Consider the following 13,848-nt stretch of genomic DNA (forward strand, 5'->3'; position numbering starts at 1 on the left):
GTCCACACCTTCGCCCGCTCAGGCGCGGGAGAGAATGTGGGCCCCGCCCCGATCGAGAGGCCCAGCGTTGGAGACGACACTCGCCGAGGACCACGCCGCCGCATCCCGGCGGCAGCCCGGCGCCCGCCGCCTCGTCTCGCTCCCCGACAGCCGGGCGCGGCGGGTGACGGCCTGGTCCGCGATCCCGCCGCTGGCTGTGGTGAGCGTGGTGGTGGGATGCCGGGCCACGGACACCGACGGGATCACGCCCATACCGCAGCTGCTCGCCTTCCTGCCCTGGCTGCTGCTCCCGGCGGCGCTCGGGCTGCTGCTCAGCGCGGCCGCGCGCTGGCCGCTGGGGTGCGGCTGGGCGTTGCTCGCCGCGGTGGCCACCGGGTGGTACGTCCAGCCGTACGACGGCGGACCCGCGCCCGCGCCGCACGGTCGGGTCCTTGCCCGGCTGCGGGTGCTGACCGCCAACCTGGAGTTCGGCGGGGCCACCGACGGGCTGCTGGCCGCGCTGCGCCGGGAGCAGCCGGACATGGTGTCCGTCCAGGAGTGCGATGTGCGGTGCGCGGCGGCGCTCAACTCGGCGGCCGTCCACAAGTCCTATCCGTACCGGATCGTCGTCACCGGCCGCCCTGCCCAGGGCTCGGCCCTCCTGAGCCGCTACCCGCTGGCCAAGGAGAAGGGGGTACGCGGCGAACTGGCGATGCCGGGCGCGGTCACCCGGATCGCCGGACAGCGGCTGCGGCTGCAGGTCGCCCATCCGATGCCGCCGATGCCGGGGCAGCTGGACGTGTGGCGCACCGAGCTGGGGCGACTGCGCGCCTACGCCGCCGGTCGGGGCGGCCAACCCACCCTGATCGCGGGCGACTTCAACGCCACCCAGGACCACGCCGCCTTCCGCGCGCTGCTGGACACCGGCATGCGGGACAGCGCACGGACCACCGGGGTGTCACGGACGCCCAGCTGGCCGAGCGCCACGGCCCCGGTGCTCGGCGCTCAGATCGACCATGTCCTGGTCAGCGACGCGCTACGGCCCCGCACCGCCCGCTTTATGGATCTGCGCGATACGGACCACCGGGCGCTGCTGGTGGAGCTGGACCTGTACGGACGCCAGGGCCCGGGGTGACCTCCGCGCGTCAGCTCTCGCCCAGCTCGTACGGACTCCCCAGCTCGAACGGCTCCGGCTCCAGGCCGTCCGTTGGCCAGCGCCGCTCGCGCCGCCACCGCGCGTTCTCTTCCGCGAGCGCGTTCCACAGCAGATTGAGCGGGTGGACGGCCTCGCAATGATCGCGTTCGCCACGCCGGGCGAAGGCGCCGAGCAGCACCTCCAGCCGCGGCCCGGTGTCATTGACCAGCTCGACGGCGCGCAGCCCACGCCCGTACGGCTGGTCCATTGTGGTGTCCATCAGCGCGAGCGGGCTCTGCAGCAGTCTGCTGCGCATCATTCCCCCGCTTTCCCCACTATTCCGTTTTCCCCCACTTCCCCACTTCCCCCTTCGGTCCTTTTGGACTTCGGAGTTTAGTCATGCGTCCCCTGGGTTACCCGCGTCCCATATGACCGCGAAACGGACCGATGCGCGGAAGGTCAGGGCCGGGCGCCGCACGCTGGAGATCAAGCGTCCGGAAAAGGTGCTTTTCCGCGACGACGGGATCACCAAATTCGATCTCGTCGCGTACTACCACGCGGTCTCCCGGCGGATGGTCCCCCACTTGCGGGACCGTCCGCTGATGATGGAACGCCATCCGGACGGAATCGGCGGAAAACCGCTGATGCAGAAGAACGTTCCGGACTACTTTCCGGACTGGGTGCGGCGGGCCGTTGTCCCGAAAGAAGGCGGCGAGGTCACCCATGTGGTGTGCGACGACACCGCGACCCTCCTCTACCTCGCCGATCAGGCGTGCATCACCCCGCACCGCTGGCTCTCCCGAGTCGACCGGCCCGACCACCCCGACCGGCTGGTCTTCGACCTCGACCCGCCGGACGAGCCGGCGGCCGGCGGATCCGGATTCGAGGAGGTGCGCTGGGCGGCCCGGCGCATGTGCGGGCTGCTCGGCGAGCTGGGGCTGCCCGGACTGCTGATGACCACCGGCTCCCGGGGGCTGCATGTCGTGGTCCCGCTCGACCGCCGCGCCGACTTCGACACCGTACGCGCCTTCGCCCGCGACGCCGCCGGCGTCCTGGCCACCCGCCACCCCGACCGGCTCACCACCGCGGCCCGCAAGGCCGAGCGGCGCGGCCGGCTCTACCTCGACACCCAGCGCAACGCCTACGCCCAGACGGCGGTCGCCCCCTACGCGGTACGCGCCCGGCCCGGCGCCCCCGTCGCCACTCCGGTCGACGCGGCGGAACTGGACGATCCGGAGCTGGCGGCCGACCGCTGGACCCTGCGGACCGTCGAGGAGCGGCTCAGCGACGACCCCTGGGCCCGTACGAACCCCAGGGGTCGTTCGCTGCGCACGCCCCGCAAGCGGCTGGAGCGGCTGAAGAACGCCGGCTCCTAGGAGCCGATGTCACCGCCGTCGCGTCGCCAGACGGTGATCACCGACGGACGGGGCAGCTTGCCCGGTCCGTCCGGCCAGGTGGACGCGGGCCTCTCCACGCTCGCGCCATCCAGCTCGCCCGGATGCTGCACCGCCACCAGCACCCGGCGGTCCTGGACGATCGGCCCGCAGGTCTCGGCGCCGGTCGGCACGGTCAGGAACTGCCTGACCTCCCCGCGGCGGTCGCCCGCCGTCGCGACGCCGAACAGCCCGTCGTGGCTGCCCAGCGCATTGCCGTCCGTGGAGATCCACAGATTGCCGAACGCGTCGAAGGTCAGGTTGTCCGGGCAGGAGATCGGGCTGACCTGGTCCTTGGGGAAACCGCCGAAGTAGGTCGACGGGTCCTCGGGGTCGCCGCAGACCAGGAACAGCCGCCAGGTGAAGCGCCGGGACCCCGGGTTGTTCCAGCGCTCGGTCAACTCCAGGATCTGCCCGTGCTTGTTGGTGTTGCGCGGGTTGGCCTCGTCGGCCGGGGCCTTGCCGGGCTTGCCGCGGTCGCTGTTGTTGGTCAGCGCGATGTAGACGCGACCGGTGCGCGGGCTCGGCTCGACGTCCTCGGGGCGGTCCATCTTCGTGGCGCCCACCTTGTCGGCGGCCATCCGCGTGAAGACGTACACCTCCTCGGCCGTCATGCCCTCGACGTACGAGGTGGTGCCGCTCGCCAGCGGAATCCATTCGCCCGCGCCGTCGAACTCGCCGTCCTTCGGCAGCTTGCCGCTGCCGTCGATCTCGGCGGACGGGCTGTCGCCGGTGAACTTGGCGACGTACAGCGTGCCCTCGTCCAGCAGCGTGCGGTTGTGCTCGCGAGCGGTGCGGCTGCTGCCCTTCATCATGCGCTTGGACGAGACGAACTTGTAGAAGTAGTCGAACTTCTCGTCGTCCCCCATGTAGAGGACCGGGCGGCCGTCGGTCGTCAGCCGGGGCTCGGCGGCCTCGTGCTTGAAGCGCCCCAGCGCGGTCAGCTTGCGCGGGGTCGACTCCGGGTCGAACGGGTCGATCTCGATGACCCAGCCGAAACGGTTGGACTCGTTCGGCTCCTTCGCCACATCGAAGCGGTCATCGAAACGCTCCCACTTGCGCTCGGAGGCGGCGCCGGTGATCCCGTACCGCTTGAGGCGGGCGGCGGTCGTCGGATCGGTGACCGAACCGCCGTTGCCGAAGTACTGGTTGAAGTTCTCCTCACCGGAGAGGACCGTGCCCCACGGGGTGATGCCGCCGCCGCAGTTGTTCAGCGTGCCGAGGATGCTCTTGCCGGACGGGTCGGCCGAGGTGCGCAGCAGCTTGCTGCCCGCCGCCGGGCCGGTGACCCGGAACGGCGTCGTCGCGGTGATACGGCGGTTGAGGCGGTGGCGCGGTACGGCGGTCAGCTTCCCCAGCCGGCGGTCCTCCGCCGTCACCACCACGGACAGACCGTGCGCGGCCCAGCCGATCTCGGCCTGCTCGCGGGTGGGGTTCGCCGCGTCGTACCCGGCGAACATCAACACCTCGTCGGTGTACTCGTGGTTCACCACGAGCAGCTGGTGGTCGCGCTCCCCCGGGACGTCCAGCACGGCCATGTAGTCGTTGTTGTAACCGAACTGGCCGGCCTGCGCCTTGGCCGACTGGTTGTCCGGATCGAAGGCGGGCGCACCGCGCAGGATCGGGTCGCCCCAGCGGATGACGACGTTCTGGTCATACCCCTCGGCGACGACCACGGCGTCCTTGGTGTTGGGCGCGACCGGCGAGAAGCGGAGGCCACGGGCCGCCCTTCCCTTCGGGGCGGCCGGGGCGTTGGTCGTCGCGGCGGCCGCCCGCGGCGCCCGCTCCACGGACGCGACCCCGGTCGCGGCCGCCACGGTGACCACCGCGCTCGCCCGCAGCAGGGAGCGGCGCGAGGCGACGCCCGCGATGACATCACCCACGTAGGCGTTGTCACTGGTGTTCGGCGTCTCGTGGAAGCAGGCGTCCCCACAGCGGTACCGGCATGTCAGCGCGGAACGACCGCCCGGGTGCGAGCTGATGAGCGGCAGGAGCTTGCGCACGTCTTCCCCTCCGTAAGGGTGTCACGATGGCTTCGCAATGGGCCGTCCGCCGGCGCGGCATGCGCCGACATGACGTCGGAATACCTTTGGCGGCGAAGCTATGGGCGTAGAACCGCGCCGTGGCGACGTACTGCTGAACCCTCGGTGAACGGCGTGCGAGCGGAATCGGCGGCAGAAGCCCGTTGACCGGCCCGCTAGCCTTTCGGCACCACGGTCATGCACCGCCATGCACCGCACTCGACACGTGAGAGGTATCTCCCATGGGCATACGGGACCTACTGCGCAAAGTTTTCGGACGCTCCCGAGCCACGAGGGTGGACGATACTGCTGCGCCGGAGGCGGCAGTTGTCCCGGACCCCCAGCCCGAGCCCCCGACGGAGAGCGAGCCGGCGACCGACCCGGCGGCCCCCGAACCGGCCGCGACTTCTCCGACGACCTCGACTCCGACTTCGACTCCGGCCTGGACTCCGTCTCCGGCTGAGGAAAAGCACCCTGCCGACCCGGCTCTGTCCGAGCCGCTGAAGAGCCTCGACGAGATCCTCAAGTCCCCGGAACCGGCCGCGGAACCGGCCCAGGGCGACGCCGCCCCGGAAGCCGCTGAGGCCACTGAGCCCGCCGACTCGAAGCCCGCCCCGAGGGCCAAGGCCAAGGCCAAGGATGAGCCGAAGGCCATGGAGCCCGAGTCGGCCCCGAAGCCGACTGCAGGCACCGATACCAAGGCAGCGGTGACGGTGGCCGACGCCCAAGCCGAGGCCGACACCCAGGCCGAGGCCGACACCCAGGCCGAGGCTGACGTCGAGCCCAAGGCGGACGCCGAGGACGAGGCTGACGCCGAGGACGAGGCGACCCCCGCAGCCAGGCCCGAGCCGGAAGCGGAGCCGGAGGCCGAGGACGAGACCGCATCCGAGCCCGCGACCGACGAAACGGCCCCCGATGCGGGCGGGGAGCCCGAGCCGGTGACGGCAGCCGCCGACCCGGAGCCCAAGCCCGCCCCGGCCGCAGAGCCCGAGGCCGACATCGCCCCCAAGGCCGACACCAAGGCCGAGCCGGCGCCCACCGAGGCGGAAGCCGAAACAACCCCCGCGGCTGAGCCCGAGCCCGTGGCGGCGGCAGCGGCGGCGAAGCCCGCTGCCGCCCCCGACGTGGAGGCCGACGCCCCGGCCAAGCCCGCCCCGGCCGCAAAGGCCAAGAAGGAGCCCAAGGCCGACGCCAAGGTCAAGCCCGCCCCGAAGCCGACGGCCGAAACCGCGGCCGACGCCGAGACAACGGTGGCGGCGAAGACCAAGGCCGACACCAAGGCCGGCACCAAGGCCGGCACCAAGGCCGAGCCGGCGCCCGCCAAGGCGGAAGCCGAAGCGGCCCAGGCGGCCGCGCCCGAGACCCCCGCGGCCGAAACGGCCACGGCCTGCGTCGCGCCCGCGATCGCGCTCGCTGACGTGGAGCGCCGCGCGCCGGGGCTCGTCGGGCTGTACGACCGTGCCGGGGAGGCCCTGGAGCGGCACAACCTCGGTGGCGCCCGGGCCGTCGTCTATCTGGTGCTGGACCGGTCCGGGTCGATGCGGGGCTACTACAAGGACGGCACGGCCCAGCACCTCGCCGAGCAGGCGCTCGCGCTTTCCGCGCGGCTGAACCCCACCGGCGCCGTGCCGGTCGTGTTCTTCTCGACGGACATCGACGGCACCGCCGACATCGATCTCGACAACTACTCCGGCCGGATCGAGGAGCTGCACGCCTCGCTGGGCCACATGGGGCGGACGAATTACCACGCGGCGGTCGACGCGGTGACCGACCACTACAAGAAGTCCGGCGCCACCGACCCCGCTCTGGTGATCTTCCAGACCGACGGCGCGCCCACCACCAGGACGGCCGCCGAGAAGGCGCTGTGCGAGGCGGCGGGGCTGCCGTTGTTCTGGCAGTTCGTGGCGTTCGGGGAGCCGGAGGCGAAGGGGTTCGACTTCCTCCGGAAGCTGGACACCTCGGCCGCTCTCGCGGTCCCGGAGAAGCGGGCCGTCGACAACACGGGCTTCTTCCACGCCGGGCTCGACCCGCGGTCGGTCCCCGACGCCGACCTGTACGGAGAGATCATCCGGAAGCTCCCGGGGTGGCTCGCGGCGACCCGAGAGGCCTGACGGACACCGACGGCGACACCGGGGGCCATCCGCGGCGGATAATTGCCGCGCGGGTGGCCCCCGCCACTCGGATACGATATTGGCGGCTCATAGAGCGGAAAGTCACTGACGGTATCGACTTGGGAGCAGCCTGCAATGGCTCGACACCTCATCACCAGCGCCCTCCCCTACATCAACGGGATCAAGCACCTGGGCAACATGGTGGGGTCCATGCTCCCGGCCGATGTGTACTCCCGCTATATGCGCCAGCGCGGCCATGACGTGCTCTACATCTGTGCCACCGACGAGCACGGCACCCCGGCGGAGCTGGCCGCCAAGGAGGCGGGGCTTCCGGTGGACGAGTTCTGCGCGCAGCAGCATGACGCGCAGAAGGCGATCTACGACGGCTTCGGGCTGGCCTTCGACTACTTCGGCCGCAGCTCCTCCGCGCAGAATGTGCAGATCACCCAGACGATCGCGCGCGAGCTCAAGGCGAACGGCTTCATCGAGGAGCGCTCGATCCGTCAGGTGTACTCCAACGCCGACGGCCGCTTCCTCCCCGACCGCTATATCGAGGGGACCTGCCCGCACTGCGGCTACGACCGGGCGCGCGGCGACCAGTGCGAGAACTGCACCCGGGTGCTGGACCCGACGGACCTGATCGACGCGCGTTCCGCGATCAGCGGGAGCAGCGATCTGGAGGTCCGGGAGACCAAGCATCTGTTCCTCCTCCAGTCGAAGCTGGCGGACGAGGTCGCCGCCTGGGTCGAGGAGCACGGTAAGCACTGGCCGACGCTGGCCTCCTCGATCGCCCGCAAGTGGCTGAACGAGGGGCTGCAGGACCGCGCGATCACCCGTGACCTGGACTGGGGCGTCCCGGTGCCGGCCGACACCTGGCCGGATCTGGCGGCCGAGGGCAAGGTCTTCTACGTCTGGTTCGACGCCCCGATCGAATACATCGGTGCGACGAAGGAGTGGGCGGACCAGGACCCGGACAACCGCGACTGGAAGTCGTGGTGGTACGACGTTGACAAGACGGTCCGCTACACCGAGTTCATGGCCAAGGACAACGTCCCGTTCCACACGGTGATGTTCCCGGCCACCCTCCTGGGCACCCGTGACGCCTGGAAGAAGGTCGACTACGTCAAGGCGTTCAACTGGCTGACGTACTACGGCGGCAAGTTCTCCACGTCGCAGAAGCGCGGGGTGTTCACGGATGCCGCGCTGGAGCTGCTGCCCGCCGACTACTGGCGCTACTTCCTGATGGCGAATGCCCCCGAGTCGGACGACACGTCCTTCACCTGGGAGCACTTCGCCGCCACGGTCAACAAGGACCTGGCCGACACCCTCGGCAACTTCGTCAACCGGGTGCTGTCCTTCTCCCGGAAGCGGTTCGGCGACGAGGTCCCGGCCGGGAAGGCCGCGGGCGAGGCGGAGGAGCGTCTCGGCGAGGAGATCGCGCGGCTGCTGGCGGAGTACGAGGAGCACATGGACGCGCTCCAGTTCCGCAAGGCGGCGGCCGCGCTGCGCGCCCTGTGGAGCGCGGGCAACTCCTACCTGGAGGAGAAGGCCCCCTGGCTGGAGATCAAGACGGACCAGGAGAACGCGGCTCTCACTCTGCGGACGGCGATGAACCTCATCCACCTCTACGCGATCGTCTCGGAGCCGTTCATTCCGGCCTCCGCGCGGGCCATGCGGTCGGCGTTCGCGCTGGAGGGGGACACGGCGCCGTGGGTCGGCCAGGAGGAGGCCAAGGCGCTGGCGTCGGTCCCGGCGGGCACGGCCTTCACCGTGCCGCCGGTGCTCTTCGCGAAGATCACCGAGGAGGACCTGGAGTCCTACCGGCAGCAGTTCGGCGGCGGCGAGCAGAACGGCGCCGCGTGACCCGGATGCGAGCCCGGGGCCGCGCGGCCCCGCGCCCCGCAGGGCGTTGACTGCCCGGCAACCGTTCGTTTAGCCCTCTCGATGAGCCTGTGGAGTCCAATCCATGGGGAAGTCGGGGAACGCAGTGCCGGACGCACGGGTCACGGTGACGGTCCACGGCCCCGACCCGCTCTCGCGGGCCGGGGTCGTCCGTCATCTGCAGCACCAGCCCACCGTCGAGCTGATCGACCGCACGGGCTCGTCCGGCGGCGAGCCCCGCTCGACCGTGGCCGTCATGCTCGCCGAGCGGCTGGACGCACGCGCGGGTGCCGAGCTGCGCCGGCTGGTGCGCGGCGGCCGGCAGCGGGTGGTGCTGATCGCGGGCGAGCTCCGCGAGACGGAGTTGATGGCGGTGATGGAGTACGGCGTACGAGCCGTCCTCTGGCAGCACCGGACCACGCCGAAGCGCTTACTGCGCGCGGTGCACCGGGCCGCCCGCGCGGACCGGGGCGCACCGTGCGGCGTGGACCGGAGGCTGTGACCGCCCTGCGAAACAGCCGCGCCGCCCGCCCCGGAGGCGCGGGGGCGGGCGGCGCGGCAAGGGGCTTCGCCTACTCCGCGGGCTTCTTGGCCTGCTGCTCGGCCTTCTCGCCCTTCTTCTCCGCCTGCTTGACCTGCGGCTTGCGGACCGACAGATGCAGCTCGCGCAGCCGGGCCTCGTCCACCTCGCTGGGCGCGCCCATCAGCAGGTCCTGCGCGTTGCCGTTGAGTGGGAAGGCGATGGTCTCGCGGATGTTGGGCTCGTCGGCCAGCAGCATGACGATGCGGTCGACGCCGGGGGCGATGCCACCGTGCGGCGGGGCGCCGAAGTGGAACGCGCGCAGCATGCCGCCGAACTCGCGCTCGACCTCTTCCCGGGAGTAGCCGGCGATCTCGAACGCCTTGAACATCACATCCGGCTCATGGTTCCGGATGGCGCCCGAGGACAGCTCCACGCCGTTGCAGACGATGTCGTACTGCCAGGCGAGGATGTCGAGCGGGTCCTTGGTCTCCAGCGCCTCCAGACCGCCCTGCGGCATGGAGAAGGGGTTGTGGGAGAACTCGATCTGCCCGGTGTCCTCGTTCCGCTCGAACATCGGGAAGTCCACGACCCAGGCGAACCGGAAGACGTTCTCCTCGAAGTGGCCGGCCCGCTTGGCGGCCTCGACCCGCACCGGGGCCATGATCTTGGAGACCTCGTCGAAGTCACCGGCACCGAAGAAGATCGACGTGCCCGGCTTGCCCTCGACCTCGGCGATCAGCTTCTCGACGTCCTCATCGGTGAGGAACTTGGCGATCGGCCCGGTCAGCTTGTTGTCCTCGCCGATCCGGACCCAGGCCAGACCCTTGGCGCCCTGCTCGACCGCGTACTCGCCGAGCTGGTCGAAGAACTTCCGGGGCTGGTCGGCGGTGTCCGGCACGGCCAGCGCGCGGACGTGCTTGTCGGCGAACGCCTTGAAGCCGGAGCCCGCGAAGACCTGGCTGACGTCCCGCAGCTCCAGCTGGGCCCGCAGGTCCGGCTTGTCGGAGCCGTACTTCAGCATGGCCTCGCGGAACGGGATCCGCGGGAACGGCGAGGTGACATGGCGGCCCTGGCCGAACTCCTCGAAGAGCTCGGTCATGACCTTCTCGATGACCCCGAAGACGTCCTCCTGCTCGACGAAGCTCATCTCGACGTCGAGCTGGTAGAACTCGCCGGGCGAGCGGTCGGCGCGGGCGTCCTCGTCACGGAAGCAGGGCGCGATCTGGAAGTAGCGGTCGAAGCCCGCGATCATCAGCAGCTGCTTGAACTGCTGGGGGGCCTGCGGCAGCGCGTAGAACTTGCCGGGGTGCAGCCGGGAGGGGACCAGGAAGTCCCGCGCGCCCTCGGGCGAGGTGGCGGACAGGATCGGGGTCGCCATCTCGTTGAAGCCCAGGGCGGTCATCTTCTGCCGGATCGCGGAGATCACGGCGGAGCGCAGCATGATGTTGCGGTGCATCCGCTCGCGGCGCAGGTCCAGGAAGCGGTACTCCAGCCGCCGCTCCTCGTTGACGCCGTCCTCGGGGAAGACGGTGAAGGGCAGTGGGTCGGCGGCGCCGAGCACCTCGACGTCGGTGACCTCGACCTCGATCTCGCCGGTCGGCAGGTCCGGGTTCACGTTGTCCGCGCCGCGCGCGATCACCCGGCCGTCGACGCGGACGACGGTCTCCTTGGTGATCGAGCTCAGGGCCTCGTTGGCCGGGGTGTCGGGGCGTACGACAAGCTGGACCAGTCCGTAGTGATCACGGAGATCGATGAAGAGGATGCCGCCCAGGTTCCGTCGATTGTGGAGCCAGCCGGAAAGCCGCACGTCGGTGTCGACGTCAGCGGCGCGGAGCTCGCCACAGGTGTGGGACCGGTACCGATGCATCATTCATCCAAGTCGTCTGGTCGGGGAGGCGTACGTACCCTCGTCGAAGCTTCTGGGCAAGCCTACCGGCGCCGCGACCCTCACTGGTAAGCGCTCGGCAAATCCCCATAAGGTATAGCAATGCGCACCGAGGACCTGCTGGCCGCCATAGCGACCGGCCTGTGGCGTTGGGACAGTGTCTCGGGCGCCGTCAGCTACGACGCGGAAGCGGCCCGGCTGGTGGGCCTGCCCGCCGAGGCCGTCACCCTCCCCGAGGCGGCCGCGCGGGCCTGCTTCCACCCCGTGGACTGGCTGGAGGTCAAGGCCATAGTGCTGCTCGCGGCGGCCGAGGGCACTCTGGCCGAGGCGCGGCTGCGGATCATGGACGAGAAGAGCACGGTGCTGCGCACCGTCCGCACCCGGTCCCGGCCGATCCCGCGCGGCGGCAGCGACGACGGCTACTACCTGGTGGGCACCCTCCAGGAGGTTCCCGAGCCGCTGCCCGGCACGACCGCGGCCGTGACCCCCGTCACCGGCGACTGGCGGCGCAACCGCGAGGCGTTCCTGCTGGACGCGGGGCGGGCACTGGCGGAGGCGATGTCCACCGCCGAGGTGCTGCGGGTCGCGGCGGGCCTGTCGATGCCGGGCTTCTCCCCGGACGGGCTCGCGGTCTTCGGCATCCAGGGCGACCGGATCTCGGTGATCGGCCACCACGGTCCCCGGGCGGGCGCCGGGCATCCCCGCGCCGCCATAGCGCTGGACGCCGACTATCCGGCGGCCGAGGTGATCCGCACCGGCCGGGCGGTCTATCTGCCCTCGCCGGAGGAGTACCGCGACCGATTCCCGGCCGCCTGGGCGCAGGCCCGGTCCGTCAAGCGGCACTCCTGGGCCTTTCTGCCACTGACCGTCGCGGGCCGGACCATCGGCGCGTGGCTGGCGGGTTTCGCCCACCCGGTGACCTTCTCGCCCGACGAGCGCTCGGTGCTCACCACGATCGCGCGGATGCTGGCCCAGGCGCTGTCCCGGGCGGCCCTCCAGGAGACCGAACGCGAGCTGTCGGACGGGCTGCAGCGCTCGATGCTGCCCGCCCGCAAGCCCGACATCCCTGGGCTCACCGTGGCCGCGCGCTATGTGCCGACCGGCGGCGGGCTGCAGGTCGGCGGCGACTGGTACGACGTGATCGGGCTGCCCTCGGGCCGTACCGCGCTGGTGATCGGCGATGTCCAGGGGCACGATGTGCGCGCCGCCGGGATCATGGGCCAGCTGAGGATCGCCGTGCGCGCCTACGCCTCCGAGGGGCACCACCCCGACGCGGTGCTCTCCCGCGCCTCCCGCTTCCTGGCCGGGCTGTGCGAGCCCGATGGCGCCGACGGCGGCTACGACCCGCGCTTCGCGACCTGCCTGTACATGGAGGTGGACCCGGTCGCGGGCACGCTGGACATCGCCCGCGCGGGCCACCCCGATCCGGCGGTCCGGCTCGCCGACGGCACGATGGTGATCCGGCCCACCGCGGGCGGGCTGCCGCTGGGCATCAACCCGGACAGCGACTATCCGACCACTCGGGTGGTGCTGGAGCCCGGCGAGACGCTGCTGATGTGCACCGACGGGCTGATCGAGACCGGCGGCCACGATCTGGAGACCGGCTGGGACCGCATCCGGGCCGTCTTCGAGCAGCGGGCCGCCGGGCCCGGCGACGACGGCGGCGATGATCTCGAAACCCTCGCCGAGTGCCTGGTGCAGGCCGTGCACGGGCCGCCCTCCCACCACACCACCGGCCATCTCGCGGACCGGCGCGAGGACGACATAGCGCTGCTGCTGATCCGCCGGGAGGCGGAGGTCTGCCTGGTGGGGCCCGGTTCGGCGCCGGTGCGGCGTACGGCGGTCACGGTCGCGCAGGCCGAATCGGAGCGGATAGCGGGCGCCCGGCAGCAGCTGCGCGACATGCTGCACGACTGGGCGGACCCGGACCAGGTGGAGTCGGCGGTGCTGATGCTCTCCGAGATGGTCACCAACGTGCTCGTGCACACCGACGGGGACGCCCTGCTGGTCGCCGAGGTCAGCGGGCGGCGCGGGGCCAGACGGCTGCGGCTGGACGTCGCCGACGGCAGCGACGAGCTGCCGCACCGCCGCCGTCCCGGCGAGCTCGCCTCGTCGGGACGCGGGCTGCTGCTGATGGAGATGCTCGCCGACAACTGGGGGGTGGATCCCCGGGGCGACGGCAAATGCATCTGGTACGAGCTGTTCGAGGCCGCGCCGGAGGGCGCGGCCTCGTCGGACGGCGAGTAGCCCGGGCACTGCCCGGACCCGGGACGCCTCGGCCGGGACGCGTCGCCCGGCGGGCCGCCTCGGCCGGGACGCCTCGCCCGGCGGGCCGCCTCGGCCGGCGGTCACCACCACCGGACGTGGCGCCGCTCAGCCGGCCGAGGCGGCCCGTCCCCGCTCACCCGGCGTCAGCCGGAACGGTGCCGAGCTTGCCCGCGCGAAAGTCCTCGAACGCCTGGGCCGGCTCGGCGTGCGTGTTCATCACGAACGGCCCGTAGTGCATCATCGGCTCGCGGATCGGCTGCCCGCCGAGCAGCACCACCTCGAAGTTCGGGCTGCGCGACTCCTGGGTCGCGTCGGCGCGCAGGGTCAGCGCGTCGCCGCCGCCGAAGACGGCCGTTAGGCCGGTCCGGAAGGGGCGCCGCTCCGGACCCGCGCTGCCGCGCCCCGTGAGGCCGTAGGCGAGGGCGTTGAAGTCGGAGCGGGCGTGCGTTCCTGTCCCCGGAAGCTGATGCGTCACCCTCGTGGGTGCCCGTCCGACATGGCAGAGCGCAGGGCGTCCGGACCCGCGCTGCCGCGCCCCGTGAGGCCGTAGGCGAGGGCGTTGAAGTCGGAGCGGGCGTGCGTTCCTGTCCCCGGAAGCTGATGCGTCACCCT

9 protein-coding genes and 1 pseudogene are annotated in these 13,848 nt (G+C 71.5%); 6 read left to right on the forward strand and 4 right to left on the reverse strand.

Annotation, left to right across the window (positions count from 1 at the left end):
- Positions 1–67 precede the first annotated feature (67 nt).
- Entirely contained in the window at positions 68–1,114 is a 1,047-nt protein-coding gene (locus tag ABZU99_RS23525; protein ID WP_356045963.1) for an endonuclease/exonuclease/phosphatase family protein, read from the forward strand.
- 10 nt (positions 1,115–1,124) lie between these two features.
- On the opposite strand, the gene ABZU99_RS23530 is transcribed toward ABZU99_RS23525, so the two are convergent.
- Entirely contained in the window at positions 1,125–1,433 is a 309-nt protein-coding gene (locus ABZU99_RS23530; protein ID WP_355942567.1) for a hypothetical protein, read from the reverse strand.
- Positions 1,434–1,542: 109 nt separating this feature from the next.
- Here ABZU99_RS23530 and ligD point away from each other — a divergent pair, with 109 nt between their 5' ends.
- Positions 1,543–2,490: a non-homologous end-joining DNA ligase gene (ligD, locus tag ABZU99_RS23535; protein ID WP_356045965.1), complete on the forward strand. Its 948-nt coding sequence runs from the start codon at positions 1,543–1,545 to the stop codon at positions 2,488–2,490.
- Here ligD and ABZU99_RS23540 read toward each other — a convergent pair.
- Positions 2,487–4,550, reverse strand: a complete 2,064-nt coding sequence (locus ABZU99_RS23540; protein ID WP_356045967.1) for a PhoX family phosphatase — start codon at positions 4,548–4,550, stop codon at positions 2,487–2,489. The genes ligD and ABZU99_RS23540 overlap by 4 nt on opposite strands.
- 314 nt (positions 4,551–4,864) lie before the next feature.
- On the opposite strand from ABZU99_RS23540, the gene ABZU99_RS23545 reads away from it, so the two are divergent.
- The 3 genes from ABZU99_RS23545 (at position 4,865) to ABZU99_RS23555 (ending at position 9,062) form a co-directional block, all read left to right on the forward strand.
- Positions 4,865–6,679 carry a VWA domain-containing protein gene (locus tag ABZU99_RS23545; protein ID WP_356045969.1) on the forward strand — a complete coding sequence of 605 codons (1,815 nt, stop codon included), beginning with the start codon at positions 4,865–4,867 and terminating at the stop codon, positions 6,677–6,679.
- Between the two features lie 135 nt (positions 6,680–6,814).
- Positions 6,815–8,542, forward strand: a complete 1,728-nt coding sequence (metG, locus tag ABZU99_RS23550; RefSeq protein ID WP_356045971.1) for a methionine--tRNA ligase — start codon at positions 6,815–6,817, stop codon at positions 8,540–8,542.
- Positions 8,543–8,645: 103 nt separating this feature from the next.
- A complete protein-coding gene (locus ABZU99_RS23555; RefSeq protein ID WP_355942587.1) occupies positions 8,646–9,062 on the forward strand; it encodes a DNA-binding response regulator in 417 nt (138 codons plus the stop codon).
- Between the two features lie 70 nt (positions 9,063–9,132).
- On the opposite strand, the gene aspS is transcribed toward ABZU99_RS23555, so the two are convergent.
- Entirely contained in the window at positions 9,133–10,950 is a 1,818-nt protein-coding gene (aspS, locus tag ABZU99_RS23560) for an aspartate--tRNA ligase (protein ID WP_356046041.1), read from the reverse strand.
- Between the two features lie 120 nt (positions 10,951–11,070).
- Between aspS and ABZU99_RS23565 the strand changes: the two genes are divergently transcribed.
- Entirely contained in the window at positions 11,071–13,215 is a 2,145-nt protein-coding gene (locus ABZU99_RS23565) for a SpoIIE family protein phosphatase (RefSeq protein ID WP_355942593.1), read from the forward strand.
- Positions 13,216–13,369: 154 nt separating this feature from the next.
- On the opposite strand, the pseudogene ABZU99_RS23570 reads toward ABZU99_RS23565, so the two are convergent.
- A pseudogene (locus ABZU99_RS23570) lies at positions 13,370–13,675 on the reverse strand (pirin-like C-terminal cupin domain-containing protein); the annotation flags it as partial.
- Between the last annotated feature and the right edge of the window lie 173 nt (positions 13,676–13,848).

This window comes from Streptomyces sp. NPDC005266 (assembly GCF_040607655.1).
GTDB lineage: Bacteria > Actinomycetota > Actinomycetes > Streptomycetales > Streptomycetaceae > Streptomyces.

Excerpts from the sequence above, each read along its gene's own strand:
- ABZU99_RS23530 (WP_355942567.1), bottom strand. The coding sequence starts at position 1,433 with ATGATGCGCAGCAGACTGCTGCAGAGCCCGCTCGCGCTGATGGACACC.
- ligD (WP_356045965.1), top strand. The coding sequence starts at position 1,543 with ATGACCGCGAAACGGACCGATGCGCGGAAGGTCAGGGCCGGGCGCCGC.
- metG (WP_356045971.1), top strand. The coding sequence starts at position 6,815 with ATGGCTCGACACCTCATCACCAGCGCCCTCCCCTACATCAACGGGATC.
- ABZU99_RS23555 (WP_355942587.1), top strand. The coding sequence starts at position 8,646 with ATGGGGAAGTCGGGGAACGCAGTGCCGGACGCACGGGTCACGGTGACG.
- aspS (WP_356046041.1), bottom strand. The coding sequence starts at position 10,950 with ATGCATCGGTACCGGTCCCACACCTGTGGCGAGCTCCGCGCCGCTGAC.
- ABZU99_RS23565 (WP_355942593.1), top strand. The coding sequence starts at position 11,071 with ATGCGCACCGAGGACCTGCTGGCCGCCATAGCGACCGGCCTGTGGCGT.